The organism is Lentibacillus juripiscarius, from assembly GCF_042685205.1.
Lineage (GTDB): Bacteria > Bacillota > Bacilli > Bacillales > Amphibacillaceae > Lentibacillus > Lentibacillus juripiscarius.
In genome coordinates, this window is the sequence record NZ_JBHUNA010000024.1 from 98,581 (window position 1) to 118,318 (window position 19,738).

Annotated in this window: 19 protein-coding genes; 11 read left to right on the forward strand and 8 right to left on the reverse strand. The window is 40.6% G+C overall.

Features of this window, described 5'->3' with window-relative positions:
* Positions 1-305: 305 nt before the first annotated feature.
* Entirely contained in the window at positions 306-1,238 is a 933-nt protein-coding gene (locus tag ACFSUO_RS11795) for a nucleoside hydrolase (protein ID WP_382394458.1), read from the forward strand.
* Between the two features lie 280 nt (positions 1,239-1,518).
* Here ACFSUO_RS11795 and ACFSUO_RS11800 read toward each other — a convergent pair whose 3' ends face one another.
* Both ACFSUO_RS11800 and ACFSUO_RS11805 read right to left on the reverse strand, forming a co-directional pair.
* Positions 1,519-1,743 (reverse strand): twin-arginine translocase TatA/TatE family subunit, encoded by a 225-nt coding sequence (locus ACFSUO_RS11800; protein WP_382394292.1) that lies wholly within the window; start codon positions 1,741-1,743, stop codon positions 1,519-1,521.
* A 47-nt stretch (positions 1,744-1,790) separates the two neighbouring features.
* Positions 1,791-3,542 (reverse strand): alkaline phosphatase D family protein, encoded by a 1,752-nt coding sequence (locus tag ACFSUO_RS11805; protein ID WP_382394294.1) that lies wholly within the window; start codon positions 3,540-3,542, stop codon positions 1,791-1,793.
* A gap of 410 nt (positions 3,543-3,952) precedes the next feature.
* Here ACFSUO_RS11805 and ACFSUO_RS11810 point away from each other — a divergent pair, with 410 nt between their 5' ends.
* Positions 3,953-4,168, forward strand: a complete 216-nt coding sequence (locus ACFSUO_RS11810) for a hypothetical protein (RefSeq protein ID WP_382394296.1) — start codon at positions 3,953-3,955, stop codon at positions 4,166-4,168.
* 76 nt (positions 4,169-4,244) lie between these two features.
* Here ACFSUO_RS11810 and ACFSUO_RS11815 read toward each other — a convergent pair whose 3' ends face one another.
* The 3 genes from ACFSUO_RS11815 to ACFSUO_RS11825 form a co-directional block, all read right to left on the reverse strand.
* Complete coding sequence (locus ACFSUO_RS11815; RefSeq protein ID WP_382394298.1) at positions 4,245-4,691, reverse strand: hypothetical protein; 447 nt, start codon at positions 4,689-4,691, stop codon at positions 4,245-4,247.
* Between the two features lie 730 nt (positions 4,692-5,421).
* Entirely contained in the window at positions 5,422-5,787 is a 366-nt protein-coding gene (locus ACFSUO_RS11820) for a hypothetical protein (protein WP_382394300.1), read from the reverse strand.
* A gap of 12 nt (positions 5,788-5,799) precedes the next feature.
* On the reverse strand, positions 5,800-6,723 hold the full coding sequence (locus ACFSUO_RS11825) for a TolB family protein (protein WP_382394302.1): 924 nt from the start codon (positions 6,721-6,723) through the stop codon (positions 5,800-5,802).
* A gap of 239 nt (positions 6,724-6,962) precedes the next feature.
* Here ACFSUO_RS11825 and ACFSUO_RS11830 point away from each other — a divergent pair, with 239 nt between their 5' ends.
* Positions 6,963-8,411 carry an MDR family MFS transporter gene (locus ACFSUO_RS11830; RefSeq protein ID WP_382394304.1) on the forward strand — a complete coding sequence of 483 codons (1,449 nt, stop codon included), beginning with the start codon at positions 6,963-6,965 and terminating at the stop codon, positions 8,409-8,411.
* A gap of 84 nt (positions 8,412-8,495) precedes the next feature.
* Entirely contained in the window at positions 8,496-8,795 is a 300-nt protein-coding gene (locus tag ACFSUO_RS11835; protein ID WP_382394306.1) for a transporter suffix domain-containing protein, read from the forward strand.
* Between the two features lie 267 nt (positions 8,796-9,062).
* On the opposite strand, the gene ACFSUO_RS11840 is transcribed toward ACFSUO_RS11835, so the two are convergent.
* The gene (locus ACFSUO_RS11840) at positions 9,063-9,437 is read right to left on the reverse strand and encodes a hypothetical protein (RefSeq protein ID WP_382394308.1); all 375 of its coding nucleotides are present in this window, start codon (positions 9,435-9,437) and stop codon (positions 9,063-9,065) included.
* A 479-nt stretch (positions 9,438-9,916) separates the two neighbouring features.
* Between ACFSUO_RS11840 and brnQ the strand changes: the two genes are divergently transcribed.
* Positions 9,917-11,275, forward strand: coding sequence for a branched-chain amino acid transport system II carrier protein (brnQ, locus tag ACFSUO_RS11845; protein ID WP_382394310.1), 1,359 nt, complete (start codon positions 9,917-9,919; stop codon positions 11,273-11,275).
* Between the two features lie 62 nt (positions 11,276-11,337).
* Here brnQ and ACFSUO_RS11850 read toward each other — a convergent pair whose 3' ends face one another.
* Positions 11,338-11,985, reverse strand: coding sequence for a GntR family transcriptional regulator (locus tag ACFSUO_RS11850; RefSeq protein ID WP_382394312.1), 648 nt, complete (start codon positions 11,983-11,985; stop codon positions 11,338-11,340).
* Positions 11,986-12,316: 331 nt separating this feature from the next.
* The gene (locus ACFSUO_RS11855) at positions 12,317-13,447 is read right to left on the reverse strand and encodes an N-acetylmuramoyl-L-alanine amidase (RefSeq protein WP_382394314.1); all 1,131 of its coding nucleotides are present in this window, start codon (positions 13,445-13,447) and stop codon (positions 12,317-12,319) included.
* Between the two features lie 343 nt (positions 13,448-13,790).
* On the opposite strand from ACFSUO_RS11855, the gene ACFSUO_RS11860 reads away from it, so the two are divergent.
* The 6 genes from ACFSUO_RS11860 to ACFSUO_RS11885 all read left to right on the forward strand — a co-directional run bounded on the left by ACFSUO_RS11860 (position 13,791) and on the right by ACFSUO_RS11885 (position 19,556).
* On the forward strand, positions 13,791-14,645 hold the full coding sequence (locus ACFSUO_RS11860; RefSeq protein WP_382394316.1) for a chemotaxis protein: 855 nt from the start codon (positions 13,791-13,793) through the stop codon (positions 14,643-14,645).
* 555 nt (positions 14,646-15,200) lie between these two features.
* Positions 15,201-17,105, forward strand: a complete 1,905-nt coding sequence (locus ACFSUO_RS11865) for an FUSC family protein (protein WP_382394318.1) — start codon at positions 15,201-15,203, stop codon at positions 17,103-17,105.
* 99 nt (positions 17,106-17,204) lie between these two features.
* Complete coding sequence (locus ACFSUO_RS11870; protein ID WP_382394320.1) at positions 17,205-17,399, forward strand: YwbE family protein; 195 nt, start codon at positions 17,205-17,207, stop codon at positions 17,397-17,399.
* Between the two features lie 36 nt (positions 17,400-17,435).
* On the forward strand, positions 17,436-18,113 hold the full coding sequence (locus ACFSUO_RS11875) for a serine/threonine protein kinase (RefSeq protein ID WP_382394322.1): 678 nt from the start codon (positions 17,436-17,438) through the stop codon (positions 18,111-18,113).
* 600 nt (positions 18,114-18,713) lie between these two features.
* Entirely contained in the window at positions 18,714-19,130 is a 417-nt protein-coding gene (locus tag ACFSUO_RS11880; protein WP_382394324.1) for a helix-turn-helix domain-containing protein, read from the forward strand.
* Between the two features lie 345 nt (positions 19,131-19,475).
* A complete protein-coding gene (locus ACFSUO_RS11885; RefSeq protein WP_382394460.1) occupies positions 19,476-19,556 on the forward strand; it encodes a putative holin-like toxin in 81 nt (26 codons plus the stop codon).
* Positions 19,557-19,738 lie beyond the last annotated feature (182 nt).

Below are 19,738 nucleotides of genomic sequence, written 5' to 3' on the forward strand. Positions count from 1 at the left end.
TGGAATGAAATCTCGTGATGTTCAGCTTTGACCAGGTTCCCCCTATAACTGAATGAATTCGCTTACAAATTTACGAAAAAATAATCAGTAGAAGAAATTAACCTAATAGTCTATAATAATAGTTTTTAACGCCAATGTACAGCTTTTTGTCGCTATATAAAAAGGGCACGGGTTTACTGTCCCATACCGAAATGGGTGGTTATTCCCTCACTATCGGATTAATGTGTTGACACAAACCGTACTGCACATCACTGTTTCAGGCATGCTTCTTGAACCTTGTAATATGTATAGTATAGAAGGAGGGGATTTTCATCACGAAAAAAATTCTTTTATTTTGTGATCCTGGAATAGATGATTCCTTGGCAATTATGTATACCATGCTGGATCCTGAAATCGAGCTTGTTGGTATCGTCAGCAGTTATGGGAATGTGACAAAAGAACAGGCTACAGCCAATGCTGCCCATTTAGTGCAATTAGCGGGGAGAAATGACATTCCGATTATTCCTGGCGCCTCCCAACCGGTGCAGCAGGAAGATGTGACGTTTTACCCTGAAATTCATGGTGAAGGAATCGGTCCGATACGGCCTCCTAGTAATATGCAATACCAAACGTATCCTTTTGATACTATTCGTCTCATCATAGAAAGATATAGAGATGAGCTTATTATTGTAGACACAGGACGTTCGACTAGTCTGGCAACTGCGTTTATCCTGTTTCCCGACCAATTAAAAATGGTTCATTCCTTTTATGTGATGGGTGGTGCATTCTTTGTTCCAGGTAACGTAACGGCACTGGCAGAAGCAAATTTTTTTGGTGATCCAACTTCATCTAATTTCGTGCTTAAGTTTGCACATAACCTGACGATTACTCCGTTAAATGCCACCCAATTTGCTGTTCTTACTCCGGATATCGTTGACTCTATTTCTCAAAACAAGAAAAACATCTATGCCTTCATGATCAAGCCAGTCTTTGAATATTACTACGAATTTTATAAAAAAACTGTACCGGGTATTCAAGGTGCACCTATTCACGATCTTCTTACCATCATGGTGATTAAAAATCCTGCCATCGTTGATTACATATACTATGATGCAAATGTGGTTGAGGGGATTGAAGCAAAAGGGATGTCCTATATTGACTATCGGCCAGCAAGTAAAGCAGGAGAAACGCGAATTGCCATCCAACTTCATTATGAAGAATTTATAGAAGAATTTAGTAGAGTTATGTTACCGGAGTGATTTGACAGATGCCCCAGATGAGTGGGACTACCAATCAACAGGTGGAGGTGAGGAAGAAGGGCTAACACTCCATAAAGTGAAGCACGATTTAATGACATTAAAGTGGCCTTTTCATACAACATTTTTCGGGTGAAATAAGGGCGCGCTTCTCGAAAAAGAAGGCGTCCTTCTTCTGTTGCGAAGTTCCTCTAAATGATTGACAATCGCTAAGTTTTTATTTTCCATGGCGTGAACCTCCTCTTCATTTAAAAGAGGACGGGGTTTCCCCGCCCACTCTTCTCTAGCTTACTGTTTTATCCTGTTCTTTCTTCGCGGACGTTAAGCCGGTCTTTTCCTTTTTTTCTTCTTTATTTTCACCCGTCATCAGCTCATTCGTGGCACTTTTGAATTCAGTTAAAGTCTTTCCGAATGCCCGGCCAATTTCCGGTAGTTTTGACGGGCCAAAAATAATCAGAGCAATGACGAGAACTAAAATCAATCCTGGAATCCCGATATTTGAGATCATTCACCCTACTCCTTTCTATTCGTCAATTAACTGAGATACGCGTGGCTTTAATTCGGCACAATTTCTCCTTTTTTCTTCATTTGCTTTTTATGTGCTCTGTCATGGGCCTGATTACGATTTTCTTCAACTTCATTAGACATTATCTTTCCTTCTGGTACTGCTGTTGTAGATACTTCTTTAAGACCTTCTGGATGTTTCTCATATACAAAGGAAGCTCTTGTAGAGATATCTGCACCCGGTTTTGAGACAAATGGAATCACACGATAATCTGTTTTCCATTGATTCGGAGTAACTTGGCAGCGAACATAGCCACGATAATCGTTAAAGAATGTAATGTGTTTATTCTGTTCTAAAATCTTGTCAGTATCTGCTCGCTTGTCGGCTCCATCTCCACCTGAAGTAATCGATGTTCCGACAAATTCAGCTCCGAATACGCGTGAATTCGGATCATCAAAATCTGCGGTTAAATTGGACGCCCAGTTAGCATGAACGTCCCCTGTAAGTACAATGAGGTTATCCATGTCTTTGCCCTCAACAAAGTCCGTTATCCGCTGACGGGAAGGAATGTAACCATCCCAGGCATCCATACTGTATAAAGGTTCATCCGGACTTGGTCCATAGTTACGTTTCGCAAAGAATATCTGCTGTGCCATCACGTTCCAATTTGTTTGTGATTGGCTAAGGTTATTGAGCAACCAATCTTCCTGTTCATCGCCTAGAAGACTGCGGGATGGATCCATCGACTCCGGTGTTTGCGGAGAACTTTTATCGCCGTTCGCTTGGTCTGAACGGTATTGTCGGGTGTCCAGTACAAAGAAGTTTGCTAAGTCACCATAAGAAAAACGTCGATATAGCTGCATATCTGAACCATGTGGCATCGATGATCTGCGAAGAGGCATATGTTCGTAATATGCTTGGTAGGCAGCAATACGCCGTTTAACAAATTCCTCCACGGATTGTCCTTTTTCTGGGATGGTATCGGCATAGTTGTTTTCCACTTCATGATCATCCCAAGTCACGACCCATGGGAAAGCAGCATGAGCCGCTTGCAGATTCTCGTCTGAACGATATTGGGCATGGCGATTGCGGTAATCTTCCAGTGTCTTGATTTCCGGACCGTTATGGCTTCTGATATTGCCTGTACCAGCAACATATTCATTTGGGCCATATTCGTATATATAGTCACCAAGGTGGAAAACAAGATCGAGTTCTTCTTTTGCCATATGTTTGTAAGCAGTATAGTATCCGTGTTCGTATTGCTGGCAAGAAGCAAATGCAAAGGTCAGACTAGATACATGAGCTCCATTTGAAGGAAGTGTTTTCGTTTTTCCTACTTGGCTATGTTCATTTCCGGTCTTGAAACGATAGAAATAGACCGTGTCAGGCTGCAGTCCATCGACTTCCGCATGAACGGAATGGGCTAACTCAGGTTTTGAATGCTCTGTTCCACGTTGAACAATATGACGAAAATGTTTATCTTTAGCTAGCTCCCAATTCACAGGAACAGTATGCATAGGCATCCCTCCTCCGTTAAGAGGTTCGGGAGCTAATCTTGTCCATAAAACGACACTGTCAGATAACGGATCTCCGGAGGCAACCCCGAGCGAGAACGGATAGCTGCTGAATCTGGGAGCTGCTTCCACTTTAAGTCCACCTATTGATTGCGCCATTATCATTCCAAGGGATATACCAGCAATTTTTCCCGCACCCTCAAGAAATCCCCGTCTATCAACATTGTTTTGTAAGGTTTCTTCATTTAACTTTTGAATCAGCTCATCGATAGATTTTTCCCCAGACATGTTTACCTGCTCCTTTCATAATCCCTATTATTTGATTCATCTATAATTATAGGAGGTGAATTTTAATTAACTATTAATTGGCTATTAAGAATTTGTAAAGATAGGAACAAATTGGCAACAAATAGACGCTATCAATCGGATCATAGAGTGACACACATTTATGAAGTAGGTGGCGATGTATGGTTAGGGAAAAGAAAAAAGTCACCGGCAAACAGCTGACGGCAATTAAGGCAATCCACAAATAAATAGGGGACACGAGTGTTGATAAGTTTTGAAACATTCGTGCTTTTGGTGTGTTTATTAAAGGTACACTATCTTTTGTATACCTTTAGAATGATGTGTGGTTTTGGAATATTTTGTTTGTTATAGTAGAATTGGAAATAAGAAAAAATTCCTAGGTGGTTGGATCGATGGCGATATTTCATGAGAATGAAAAGAATGATCGAAAAGCCGTTTATGACGCTGCAGAAAAATGGAAAAGTAATTGTTTGTTAGATAACAGGTCACTGATATGGGAAGGGGAGTCTATATGGACTGATAGCAATATTGATAGATTCCGCACGATTTTTATCGAACGGCCCGATGAATCAGGGAATTCCTTCGATGATAAATTGAAAAAGCAGTAGCCGAGGAATCAGAGGATGTCTATAAGTTTGTTATTGACCTACTGTTTATGTATTACTTGTACCCAGATTCCGTCAGTTATGGAACTAAAATAAAAAAACTGGAAATGGTCGCTTCATGGAAAGGCATTGAGTTTGATCGGTCATCACCGGTGTTTGACGGGTTAAAGCATGGACTGGGATCTGCCGGCACATTTTTTAACACCAGTAAATATTTTGAGATTTCATTCCTGTTTCGTGTTGTCGAATTTCTTAAAAATAAGCCTCCAGAAAAGTTGAGGAAACGGTGAACTGTATCTTTTCTAGGAGCATCTGATAAACGGTCTGAATCAAGAATTCGATAAAGGTTCTTGCCGTGCAGGACAAGCGAAAAAAAGAACTGGAGGAGGAACACGGGAGAAAATCCATCTGCTTTTCGAATGTTCGCCTGATTAAGCAGTGACCCAAGTTTATTTTCCTTGAAAAAGCGTGAAATATAAGAATTAGCCTCGTTTTTTGGTTCAGATTCTGGTAAAATAATAGCCATAAATACATCCCTTTCTGGTTATGGTTGTGGTGACTATATTTTACCAAATTGGGATGTATTTTTGTGTGATTTTTTAATATTAATTCTTAGGAGATCCCAGTTATATCAAGGGATTACAAATAATTTTTAGCTGCGAAAGTTGAGTAAATATCTTGTAAAGGGAGATTCTATGTCAAGTTGTTTAGATGTCATGGTGTTTTTTGATGAAAGTGGCAAAAATAAAGATAAACCTCATCTTATGGGGGGATTGGCCATGCCAAAACAGTTATATATAAAATCTGATTTTTTGAAGAAATAAAACCGATAATGGAAGCAGGAACGATTCACTGGACTGATTTCGGAGGCCATGACAAGACGAAGGAAAACATAAAATATTTATTAAGTAAATTCCTGGATTATTTTCAAGTACTAAATATGAATGTTATTAACTATAAAATTATTACGGACTCAATATTAGATAGTTGGTCTTGTTTCAGTTTCAGATTGTACCGTGTAGCATAACCAAAAGTTGATTTTGGGAAAGTACCTCTATTCAAATTCAAACACTTTTTATAAGTTTCCCTATATAGTCCCCATCTCCATTTTCTGCTATCATTAGCGAACAGTGCCAGGCACCGTTCGCTCATACCGGCAGCTACAGACCGCATAAAGAGCGGTTGACTTAAGCATTATTGTCTTTCTAATAGAAGTGATTGTCTATCTTAATCGGTGGCGGTGCTACAACATTGGATTAACGTTTAACAAATTTGCTGTAAATAAGCGCAAACATAAAGATCACGGCCGTGCAGCCACCTAACGTGACAGCTAACATAAATATCCCGATACCCGCCCATGCATTATAAAAAGCTACCGCAGCAAAGGAACTTAAGAAAACGATTCCGGTCAGTATGGCACTTAATATGGCTGGAAAATATGTTTTATTGGACACAGAATGGTGATATACGGTTAACAAGCTGAACAGTAGTACATAGAGCCCTGACATTGTTATCGTGTTTACTAATTTATCGGCAATAGCTCCCGGCTGCATGTCGTTGCTGGATTCAGGTAGATCCAGTTCTACGGGGGTTGCATCCTTGCCATCATAAGAGACAGTCATAATCTGGTAGGCTTACGGTTCACTAGGCCAGTTGGTTTCCGCGAGAAAAGCAATTCGGTTTTTATGATGAAAAAAGGATGGAGACGTAACAGATGCGTTGTAGTCTGTCAGTCTTTTTGAATCCCCGTTGGAAATATCCATTAAAAAGAGCTCATACTGAAAGGTACCGTTCTCTGATTTATCTGCTACAGCCGTATAAGCTAATCGATCTTCGTCAGGTGAAAGAACAGGATGATAGATATCGTCTGACGTGTACTCTGGCAAAAACAGGCTTTCTGTTCCATTCTCTATGTTGTAAGAGAATAGCTGCTGTTTCCTATCGTGAAAGGCAGTATAATAAAGGGTCGTTCCATCGGTAGAAATTGATAGTTCGGTCATAGCAAAAGCATCTTTATCTGTTAGTTTCTGAGGTTGACTGCCGTTTATATGTACGGAATATAAATCTGCTCCATTCTCCTGTTCTCCCTCAGGCTTTAGAAAATCTTCAGATGGCATGGCGATGTAATACACCTTACTGCCATCAGGAGAAATTGCGGCACTGAACACATGGGTAGCTGCTTTTGTAAGCTGTATGGTTTCATCACTATTTAGGTCAGGTCTGTAATACATTGTTTGAACCCCGTCATTATTGGAAGCTAAATATAACAAACCTTCGCCATCTGGTGAGAACTGTGGTTTGCGATGGCCTTTTTCTTCTGGAACTGTTATTCTCTCTACATTCTTACTTTCTATATCCCCTTTGTAAATGGCTTCATTTCCGTTCGTATAGTATGAAAAAGCTAGGGTTGTATCATCCGGTGAGATAGAAATAGAATCGCCTAACCCTGTGTAGTACTCAAAGGGATCATTTTCATTCACAAGGCTGTACACGACAGAGGCGATGAAAAGGAAAGCAACAATGCCGATGATACTTAACAGAGTGCAATTGTTTTTCAAAGGATCCCCTCCTTCCATTTGTGGGTATTATTTTACAGGAAAGCAAGGGAGTAAGGGTTGGGTTGGTTAGATTGTTGAAAAAAAAGGGCCAAGAAGAATGATTATCTTAGCTGGGCTGTCTGCCTTGGTTGGATTAATGTTGATGGGGATTCCTCCAAATATAATGGTTGTAAGTTACCCTTATATCAAGTATAATTTGACAGTTACATGACTTTTATTGAAAGAGTAGGGGGATATAAATGACGATGCAACCTTATAATAAAACATTAATGGCTGCTCTATTGCTTGCGGGTTCATTTATTGCGATTTTAAATCAGACACTTATGATAACAGCTATTCCTCCAATCATGGATGAAATGAATATTTCCGCTAATACAGCTCAATGGCTAACCACAGTCTTTATGCTTGTCAATGGGGTCATGATCCCCATCACTGCATTTTTGATTGAACGGTTTACAACACGTCAGCTGTTTATGGCGTCAATGAGTGTATTCACTGTCGGAACGGTTGCAGGAGGGCTTGCACCAAATTTCGGCTTATTGTTAGTAGGAAGAATTATTCAATCAGCTGGAGCAGGGATTATGCTGCCGCTCATGCAGACGGTTTTCCTATTAATCTTCCCTGTTAATAAACGAGGTGCAGCGATGGGCTACATCGGGCTCGTTATCTCTTTTGCGCCAGCTATTGGACCGACTTTGTCCGGATGGGTGACGTCTCATTATTCTTGGAGATTTTTATTTCTGCTTATTTTACCTTTAGCTATTTTAATTATCTTTATTGCTTATTTCATATTAAGGAATGTGACTGAACTCACGTACCCGAAACTCGATATAACATCGATTATCTTATCCTCTGTCGGCTTTGGCGGACTTTTGTTTGGTTTCTCAAGTGCCGGCAACTATGGATGGGATAGCGGAAGGACCATTGCTATTCTCGCAGCTGGTGCTTTAACCCTGGCCGTCTTTATATTGCGGCAATTACGCATGCAGCATCCGATGTTGGAATTCAGGGTGTTCAAACACAAAATATTTACTATTGGAACAGTAATTGGCATGATTACATTCCTTGGCTTGATTGGATCGGAAACCTTAATCCCGCTTTATATGCAAAACATGAGAGGTTTCACAGCGATGGAATCCGGGCTCGTTCTTCTTCCCGGTGCTCTCATTTCTGGATTGATGTCTCCGATTACAGGACGGATTTTTGACCGAATTGGAGCTCGCTTGTTGGCACTTGCTGGTTTGCTTATTATGACTGGCGCAACCTTGGCCTTTGGCTTCCTGGGCACAACAACGACGTTATCATTCCTGATCGTCATGTATGCTGTTCGCATGTTTGGGTTCTCGATGGTAATGATGCCGGTGACGACAGCCAGTTTGAATCAATTGCCACAAAAATTGATTCCACATGGTACGGCTATGAATAATACGATGCGGCAAATTGCAGCATCCGTCGGGACCGCGATCCTCGTTACGATTATGACGATGACGGCACAAAACGCCCAGCAAGCCTCATCAATCTCAAACCCTGGCATTCACGGTGTAAACGTTGCTTTTCTAGTGATTGCTGTTGTATCAATCATTGGGATTATCTTATCTATTTTTGTTAAAAAAACCTATCCAGCTAGTGATGAAGAATTTGAAGCTGTGGAAACAAAATATGGGAAGAAAATGGCGGAAGATATGTAAAAGGCCCTCCCCGTTTTCCATGAGTTTTAACTGAAACTGGTTCATGACTTTAAACTACCGATAACACAAGGGGGGGGGATCCTTATGAGCGATTATAGAAAAGAAGAACAGTACACCCAAAATCAAAAACTGAAAAAAACAATGAATAGGGCTGGAATGCTCCTTTTTGTTCTTTCATGCATTTTGTATGGCGTTGCTTTGGTTATTCCCTTCACCTCTCTTCCTACAAACACAAAAGTTATCATGGCTTCTTTATTCGCCGTGTTAGGAGAAGTGGCATTTTGGGTTAGTTGTATTATTGTTGGCAAGGAATTGATCAAGCGTTATAGAAAATATTTGAATCCTGTGCATTGGTTTAAAAAGTCAAGGGATAAAGATACTTAATAGCGAAATTTTGAATAAATAGGTATTCTGTTATCGGTCGCTTATCTCGAATAGGGTAAGCATTTTTTTATGGAATTTATCTCGGAGGGGCATAATGATGACGCAGAAATGAAAGCGCATCATTTATTCAAGCAGGAAGAAAAGCGGTTTTCAATCGTTTTAAACAGCCAATGGATGAGGATTCGCAATGAGTTCGACACGGTATTCAAGAAGTTTTCCGAAAGCATGGATATGTACTGCCGAAGCGGAACATTAAAACGTTCTAGGTTAATCTGATTTGTATATTTTTTGTTGCCATTTGTGGTAACCGTAAATAACGAATGATAGACCAAACATCACTAAAAAATACTGCCAGGGAGACATGTTTTCATATGTGGCTATACCTAAAACACCCAACAAAGGGAGAGTGACAAAAGCCATAAATGCATCCATTATTAAATTTACAGCTGTATACAGTATGAATTTGTGTGATGTTAATCTGAATATCCAAAATGTGCCGACTGAGAAAATTCCATAAACAAAGCTTACATCAATCATATATCCCCACGGGACAATCTGTTCATGAATGATCCACCATTTATATGTATAGGCTATTTGAAAGATAATTGTCATCAATAATGACGTGAAAATAGTTACAGGCATATACTTCTTTCGTGTTTCGGGGCTAGTGAAAAACCAGGTGAACCAAGGCAAGATCAAGATAGCAAACATAATTATTTTATTGATCACGGGATAACTCACTCCAATGCTACAAAGATAATCTAAAATTTATTGTTCCAACTTGGTGTGAACTTATTCGATTGTAGAAAATAAACAATTTTAAAGCATTATATGTAACAAAGCGATTGCACAAAAGGCGCTTATCCGGAGAAAGGTTTGGGGAAGCAGACCTTCATTATTCCGACTAGACCATCACTTCTAAGTAATATGTGTGATAACTGATTCGAAAAAATACCAGCCAACCCTTTTATAAAAAGGGAAATGGACTGGTATTTTTAATGTCGTAAATCGACAAAAAACATTATGCAATATATTGCATTTTGCAATGGAAGATAGTATGATAGATTTCATCAATATATTGCATATAACTAAGGAATGTATATAGTCTAGGAGGACACATCATGAAAGGAAAACTGCCCTTTTCATCTTACGCATCAATTGGCTTCATGCTGTTTGCACTATTTTTTGGGGCTGGAAATCTAATCTTTCCAGCACAGCTGGGCCAAAATGCTGGAACAAATCTATGGCCATCGATGATTGGATTTTTAATGACGGGAGTGGGATTGCCGCTGCTTGGAATCATTGCGATGAGCTTTTCCGGAAGCCGTAATCTGCAGGAACTTTCAAGTCGTATCCACCCGATATATGGTGTGATTTTCACGTCACTGCTTTATTTAACAATTGGGCCATTTTTTGCGTCTCCCCGTACAGGGACGGTTGCGTATGAGGTTGGTATATCACCTTTTATAAATGAATCGTCACAACAAATGGGATTATTTATTTTCACATTACTGTTTTTCGGTGTAGTTCTTTTGTTTTCATTAAAACCTGCCAAGCTTGTTGATAATGTCGGAAAGTTTTTGGCACCTGGACTGGTTATTCTGCTTGCGGTTCTTCTTGTTACGGTAATTATCAATCCGATGGGAGCGATGGAAGCACCCCAGGAAGCGTATAAAAGTGGAGGATTTATAACTGGTTTCCTTGAAGGATATAATACAATGGATGCACTAGCATCACTGGTATTTGGGATTATTGTCATTAATGCCATCCGGGCAATGGGCGTAACATCCAATACTGACATTCTCAAAACAACGGTCAAGGCAGGCAGTATTGCCATATTGCTGCTTGGAGCAATATATATCGGAATTGCGTACTTGGGGGCAACGAGTACACAAGTTTTCGGAGTCTTTGAAACTGGCGGACCGGTTTTAAGCAACGCTGCTTCCCATTATTTCGGCACATTTGGTTCTGTTTTGCTTGCGGTTGCCATCACATTGGCGTGTTTAACGACTGCAATCGGACTGACGACAGCCAATGCGGAATATTTTCATACACTGTTTCCGCAGATTAGTTATAAGGTACTGGTTATCTTCTTTGCAACATTGACCTTTGTGATTGCGAACTTCGGATTGGCAAACATCATCACTTATTCTGTGCCGGTCCTGATGTTCTTGTATCCACTGGCGATTGTCCTGATGCTCTTGACATTTTTGTCTCCATTGTTCCATCATGCACGGATGGTTTATCGTTCAACCATCGCTGTTACATTTTTGATTAGTATCTTTGATGGTCTCAAGTCGCTCTGTGATTCATTGGGAATAGCGTATTTCAGCTGGATGCAGCCTATTGTGGCTTTCTATGAACAATCCTTGCCTCTATACAGTCAGGGGCTCGGATGGTTACTGCCGGCTATTGTCGTTATTACAGTCACCGGCAGCTTCCATCGTTTCCAAAAAACAGCTGCAGTTCATGTATCATGACTCAACTCAAAACAAAAGCCGGCTTCCTCTTTCACTTGAGGGGCCGGCTTTTCGTTTGTCTTTTACTGAAAAACCTGTAAAGTGCGAAGCCAGTTTTCCTTCATGATAGCTGCCGCCTTGTCTTTGTTGCCATCTTTCATGGAGGTGATAACGGCCTTGTGTTCTTCAATTGACTTTTCGGTTAAGATAATGGAGTTGTGGAAAAAATGTCTGCGGACATGCGCCTGTAATGATTCTACCATGCTTTGGATATACGTGTTTTTCGTTATGTCAACAATCACTTGGTGAAATTCTTCATCGACTTTTAACGCGGCATAGTCGTTATTGGAATAGATTGATTTGGCAAAGCGTTCGTTGATGCTTTCGAGCTGTTTCAGTTGATCCGCTGTTATATGGTCAATTGCCAGCTCGGCGGACAAAGATTGCAGCGCTGCCAATGGTGGGAGGAGATCCTTGATGGCTTCGCGTTCGATTTCGGTGACTTGTGTCGCTTTACCCGGATACATCTTGACAAACCCTTGCACTTCCAGAAGCTGCAGTGATTCACGGACTGGCGTTCTGCTGATACCTAATGCATTAGCTAGTTCTGAATCATTCAGTTTTTCGCCGGGCAGCAATGTTCCATCAATAATCCACTGCTGAATCTGGTTCAACGCGTTTTCCTTGGCAGATTGACGAACAGGTCTCGAATGGTTTGCAGGTATTGGCATGGGAATCCGCCTTTCTACTCATTCATCTTGTATGAATATAGTATACATCAAAATATACAAGAACGAAATATGCAATATATCATGCATTTTTTACGTAGGATGTTTGTAATCCATGCATAGCAATAGGAGGATTGAGTTTATCCGTCTTATATACTAATTCTCAATTCTGTCGATATGACAAGTGATGATAAAACAATTAGGACTGTCTAAACCTAGAGAAAACAATCCCTCACATACCTGTTAGAGTACATGAGGGATTGTTTTTTATGGTTATTATTAGAAACCGACAATCCTTACGAAAATAGTTAAAAACGGGCATTATGAAATTGATTCATTCATTAAAATAATTCACTAACCCTTGTACAATTCCGTCAGCCACATTGTTTTGATAGGCATTTGTCCGTGTTGTTGCCAGATCGCCAGGATTCGTGATAAACCCTAATTCAACCAGTACGGAAGGATCACTGTTTTCGCGGAGTACATGATAATCACTTTGGATGATGCTGCGGCTGTACAGTGAAATATTCTGACCTAGTGCGGATTGAATGGCGGTTGCCAGCCGACGGTCCTTTCCACCGGCGTAGAAGTGTGTGCTAACACCGTTTATCCCCATAATTGGATTTGCATTATAGTGAAGACTGATGAATGCATGTGTATTATTGGCATTATTCAGTCGAACTCTTTCCTCCAGTGTAAGGAAATAGTCGCTGTCACGTGTTAAAATGACCGTTGCACCAGCAGCGCGTAATTTTTGGACTACATTATCAACGGTGTTCATGATAATATCCTTTTCAAATACACCACCGATACCGACTGCACCAGGATCTTTTCCGCCGTGTCCGGGGTCCAATACAATGTTGTAGCCCGAAAGCGAACCATTGGCAGCATTGGTATTATGCGGCTGCGAATCGTTACTGCTGCTGGAATCCATGTTGGTTTCAGTCGTATTATTTCCACTGTTGTAATCTGTCATCCCTCCGGCAATCCAACCGGTGGATCCATCATCAAGTACTATTTTATTCCAATTGTTTGCTGTTTGTACTAAGCTGTATGTATCTCCTGTGGAAGTATGGTCGATGATTTCATGATTTGTTCCGGGACCGGTACGAATTCTGACCTCGGTTGCCGTAACAGTGATTTCTTCAAGTGATGCACTGGAAACCGGTGCTGCTGACCTGTTGCTTGTCTGGGCATCAGCCGGGTACAAAAATGGTGATGCTACCCATGCTTCTTGTCCACCGAAATAGGTTTGCACCCACCCAAAGGCCTCCTGAAAAACGACAACTCTATCACCATTATCTAATTGTCCAATAACTTGCGCACTGTGTGATGGTGATGATCGCACATTCAGATTGTTCGCTCCTACTTCATAGGTCTTGCCGCTGTCAGCGTGTACAGCCGGTATAAAAGCGAAGAATAATAACACCAAACTGATACCAGCTGTTGTTAAACGCTTGTTCATGTAGACACCTCCTTCATTTTATATTATAAGATATTTATCCTTATGACCAGATACTAAACAGGGATTCTACAAATTTTGCACAAAAAGAACTATGTGAAAATAGGAAAATGGTTGGTGTTCCCCTTTCCGGTAAAAGGATGACACCAATTGCCGTTTAGATTCCGGCATCGTTGCAGGAATTTAGGCGGGAAAATAGAATCAAAGCTCTAAGATACTTTTATGAAATCATGTCAGTTTAACACACCGGCCTGAAAACGGGGAAGCTCATTAACGTTAGTAGGATTCTGACTACACGTTCGCAGTCCATTTCTTTCTTACAACCAATACCCTGAGGAGAGAGCATATGACACAAAAAATTGCCATTGTTATACTTCACGGTGCTGGAACACCAAAAGAAAATTTTGCGAAAGAAATGATTAGCAAAATTTCCGAAGGCTTCGGTAAAAAGCTAAAAAAAGAAAATCCAGAAGAGAAATTAGTGTTTCAGTCTGTATTTTGGTCTTCGATATTTGAAAACGAGGAGAAAAAACTGTGGGAAAGGGTACAAAAAGGAGGGGATTTGGACTATAATTTTTTGCGCCGCTTTGCCGTTGAGTTTCTTGCCGATGCTGTAGCGTATCAGCCCGCATCAGTAGCTGACCATAACTATGACAAAGTACACGCTCTCTTAGCTCAGTGCTTGAGCAGCCTTCAGGCAAAAGCTGGATCATATGCTCCTTTATGTGTGATTAGTCATAGCCTTGGCTCCGTAGTTGCCAGTAATTATTTTTATGACTTGCAGGTGAAGCAAGAGAATATTGGGCCGAACACAAAACGATATACCGGCCACACACCTTTAGAAAAAGGGGAAACACTTTCCTTATTTTACAGTATGGGAAGTCCCCTGGCCCTGTGGTCTCTGCGATTTAATTATTTTGGTGCACCTATTAGCGTTCCATCTCCATCTATACAAAAGTATCACCCAGCCATCGACGGTGAATGGCTAAACTTCTATGATAAAGACGATATTCTTGCCTTCCCTTTGAAAAGATTAAATCATCATTACCAAAACGCCGTAACAAAAGATATAGAAGTGAACGTTGGAGGACTTTTAACGAACTGGAACCCCTTTTCCCATATTAAATACGATACCGATAATTCTGTTATCGATCCCATTGTTGACGGGTTGGTTAGAACGTGGCTTAACGTCAATGATTAAGATAAACAGGTTGAATGAATTTCATAAATACTTTTTTTGCTTAATATACGAACTTATAACTGAAAATACACTTAATCATCCGTACTCTACCTTAGAAGATTGGAACGGAAGGCGGACGACTCCTCGAAAATACAGAGCAATTTTCTTCGTGCGATGTAACGCTGCCGCAGCCTTTCTTGTCCTGCGGGATAAGAGGCCTAGATGAGACCCCGCAAGGCGTTAGCACAAAGTAAAGCTTCCATGAGTAAGCTTCGACCTGCGAGGAGTGCTGCATCCACGACCACACTTGCAACACGACGAGCATGAGGAGGCTCATCAGCCGCCCGCGGAAAGCGTCCGCCTGAAGTGGAAATCAAACGCAGTAACCTAATTGTTCGCATTTTAAAGGTAGATATTGAATTATGAAATTCACTCCAGGTTAATGGTACTTTTTACGTTTAAAGACAGCTTCATACTAGACCAGCAAGTTTTAGTATACGGTCAGTTCTGTTATTATAGTGTGAGGCTTCAAGAATTGAACTTAAGCGTAAGTATTTAAGGAAGAAGGATTTTTGAGTGAAGACGTCCATAATTAAAGATGCTTTCAAAGTTAAAAAAACCCCCTTTCCGATGCGAAGAGCAATCGGAGCAGCATTAAGTGCATCCATTCCTGTCATGATTGGCATATTACTTGGGAACTTCCAATATGGCTTAATCGCCGGGATTGGTGGATTTGCTTATTTGTATGTTTTTAATGAGCCTTACAAACATCGAGCAAAAAAAGTATTCTTCGTCATGCTGGGATTGGCTGCCGCAATGGGTCTTGGGACGCTAACAGCAGCTTCTCCTTTTTTGTTTGCCATTTTATTAGGCTTAATTGGTGGGGTCATAACGTTTGTTTTTGGCGCTTTGAAAATGAAAGGTCCGGCAGCCATATTTTTTGTCATCATTTTTGCCATGACATCGGCGATGGAGATTGATCCTGATGCCGCACTCCTACGAGCTGCATTAGTCTTCTTAGGTGGCATTGTTGCTTGGATAGTTGCAATGATTGGATGGTTTTCTGATCCTTACGAACCGAAAAAGAAGTCGATTTATCGTCTCTACCTTGCACTATCTGATTTATTAGCATCGATTGGAACAACCGCATTTAACGAGAGGAAGGAAAACACATTATTTTCTCTAAAAGATGCCGAAACGACATTAGCATCTGGTTATATTTCATGGCGCAGCACTGATTCTTTTAAACGTTTATATGTCTTAAAAGAACTTGGGCATGCTATATGGGGGGATATCCTGGAATTAGAGTCTGAAGGGAAAAAGGGCGTTCCTTTTGAGATTACTGATTATGTAAGGCGGGTGACACAGTCTCTTGGTAATAGGAACAAGGTGAAAAGCATACCAGCACCTACCTTTACTAACCTAAGTTCTTTGGAAGAACATTTAGTTGCCAAAGTGGAAGAGGCGAATGCTGTTATTCATGAACCATTTCCAAACTTAGATCAGGAAATTCACTTACAAAAACAATCGATTCAGAAACAATTTGCGGATGCCTTTGACAAGAACTCTGTTGTATTTTTAACATCTGTTCGATATGCCATCGTTCTAGGAATCGCAGCCTTGATTGCTTTTTCTTTCGAGTTTGACCGTTCCTATTGGATTCCTGTTTCTTGTGGTTCGGTTATGCTTGGATCAACGATTATTAGCACATTTCATCGCTCCATTCAGCGTTCGATTGGCACTCTAGTCGGGATATTTGTCGCTATCATCATACTTTCACTTGGACCAGCGCCTATAGTTGTTGCACTACTTATCGGCATGTTTCACTTCTTAACAGAATCCTTTATGGTGCGTAACTATGCATTTGCTGTTACATTTATTACACCAAACGCCATTTTAATTGCAGAAAGTACAACACAACTTCAGGATCCATCTTACTTTGCAACTGCACGTATAACGGATGTCATTATTGGCTGTCTCATTGGGGTCTTAGGCGTTCTGCTAGTTGGTCGACAATCGGCTTCAAGCCGATTGCCACATTTAATGTCCAAAACAATTCGAAGTCAATCACAGCTATTTTTCAAGATTTTTTCTGAGAACAGTGCTCCAAATGATTACAACCGTATTCGGAATAAAATGCGAACCAATTTAAATAATTTACGAACTGTTTACGAGACAGCATTAGGTGAAATACCTAATAATATTGATTCCCTAAGTCTTGTATCGCCAGCATTATTCTCGATGGAACAGCTTGACTATTTTCTTGACTCTGCTGCCCAAAATGGAGCTGGAACAACATTGTCTAAAGATGAAGCCGCCAGATTTCTATATATTTTCGAGACAATGGCGCAGTCAATCGATCAACAACAATTACTGGAAACGTTTGAAATACCAACCATTCCAAAGCACACTAGAGTACATCAAGAAATAAAAACATTACAAGAAACATTATCCCTGTTTCTAAATCAGTCCTTAAAATGATCAGGGACATGGGGACAGGCTTACGGTTCCAGATTCGTGCCCGCGCGAACTGGGACAATGGCTTCGTCCACACGTCCCACTACGGAGGGTTTATTGAATATGTCAGGAACGCAAAGAGAAAATATCAAATTGGGACAAAAAGTACGTGTGGTACAAAAGCAGGATCAGCGTACCGGAAAGCTGACGGAAGGTGTGGTGTCGAAAATACTGACAAATTCTGCTGCACACCCGCATGGTATTAAGGTTATGCTGGAGGACGGCATTGTAGGCAGAGTGAAGGAAATAGTAAACTGAAAAAGGAAAGCTAATCAGTGAGAACGGAGAGTTGATATGGAGGATAAATGGGACAGAGCACGTGATGCGCTTTCCCGGATAACCGTTGTTTCCAATCCAAATAATAAACCTGTCACCATATATGGTCATTCTAATGATTTGAAATGTGTTGGTGTAGGTACAGACGCAGCCGTTTTTCAATACTATTACGCCCCGTCTTACGCTTTTAAAGTTTATGCGGAGGACAACGTTTCCAAGATAAAAGTGGAAAAGGATATTTATGATAGGTTAGGGGACTCTCCATATTTTCCAGCATGCTTTGCCGCATACGACAAATACCTTGTTTTAAGTTATGAAGAAGGAACAACTCTCTTTGACTGCCTCTTACAGGGGGTACACATTCCCAATCAGGCTGTCAAAGACGTGGAAGACGCAAGAGAATATATATCTAAAAAAGGGTTAAACCCGCGTGACATGCACTTAAAAAATATTTTGCTGCAAAACGGAAGAGCAAAAATAATTGATGTCTCCGAATATATACAGCCGGGGAATGATTTTCGGTGGGAACATTTAAAAAAAGGGTATGAAGCTTATTATCATTTAATTGATGGAACTTCTATACCGTTCTGGTTATTAGAAACGGTTCGAAAATGGTACAACCAGCGGAATAAACACTTTTCCTCGTTTGATGAGTTCATGAGAACTGTTTTGAAGCTTACAACGTTTAAAAAATGAGAAGAACATTGGGCATAACATCAGGTAAAGGTGTTATGCCCCTTTTGCAAATAATGTGCTCTACTTGTACGATACTAGAAACAGGGAAGGCGTAATGATTTACAAGGTCATGGATGCCACAATATCGCCGCATCTCACAAAAAATCTAAGAGGTATTTTTAGTCAATATAACGAATATGTCTTTAAGGGAAGGTTGACTATTCTTAGGAAATTATAATATTAAAATGCCGTGTCTAACAACAGAGTCAGCCACGCCCAGCTCCGACGAACAGGTCATACCTAGTGCTGGTGATTCAAGGAATGGATGGGAAGACCCGCGTGCGACAAACCGCTCGCATGGTTCTATGATGAGTTAGGAGCACATCTCCCCATTTAGAAGTGTGCTCCCGTTTACTCGGCCGTCTCAGTCCATTCTATATGTCGCTTAACGAGCACTTGCGCTTTTAGTTCTTTTAGATTAGCCGTTTCTGCCCTTATCAAATGTTTCGTGTAGCGTTTCGATGACATCTTCTTCTTTATCGTTCCGGTTTATTGCGTTAACGTTCGTCATTTACATCATCCTTTCGGTCATACCTTGTCCAATTGTGAGGTGATTTATTCATGAAAGAAATAACCATCCGGCTTAAAGATGACACCTATGAGCAGCTGAAAGAATTGACTGAGCTTGAAAATTTAATTAACCGCCACAGAGATAAGAATCGGGATGACAATTATCAGATTGAAGATTTTGTGGTTGGTTGTATAATCGATAAAATGGAACAAATCAATCATTTCAATCTGATTAACCCATTGATTGAAAATAGTCGTCAGCCTGTTATTAAAAATCGGTTTAAAGAAATAGCAAAACAAAAAGATATTTATATCAAGGATATTGCCGATCAGTTAGACATGAAGCCGCCTAATATTAGTAAAATAGTCAATAACGTTTCCCAACCCAGACTGGACTTGTTCATTAAAATATGGATGGTGCTTGGCTGCCCGCCACTGCATAAGTGTCTATACCTGGAAGAAGATTAAGTTCTTGCTTTGTCTTCTTTTTTACGTCCGAAAGTTTTGTTGACATTATACAACCAACTTGGACGTCACTATAAATTAGGTGGTGAAAAGCCAAGTTTTTCTAAGTCTTGCGTAAACCAGTGTCATAGGACAAGCCGCGTATCACATATCCTTAAGCATAATAAAATTGAAGACAGCATATCAAAAACATTATGGCATATGCTCCAGACGTCTTAATCCAGCATTTTTGAAATAGGGGCAAACGGTATTCTGCCAGAACGTTGCGGATCGATTTGGTGTGAATAGCGTATTTGCAGAGTGGATGGAATGACAAGTTCCTGATTCAAAAGGGAAGGATGACGTTAAATGACAGTATTTGAATCGCTGGTTATCATGATTTCGTTTGGATCATTAGTGGCTGCGGTCGTGTCAAATCAACAGAAATAAGCCTCATTTACTATTCCCTCCGTCACTTTTCTCAATTTACTTTAAATGAACATTTTGTCCAATTATGGATTAGGGGCTACCGGGCCGGATGACCCAGGAGCAAACTTTGAGACACCAAGGGAAGGGGTACTTGCTCATATACAGGGCTTACTGTCCCAAATTCGTGCTCGGCGAACTGGGAC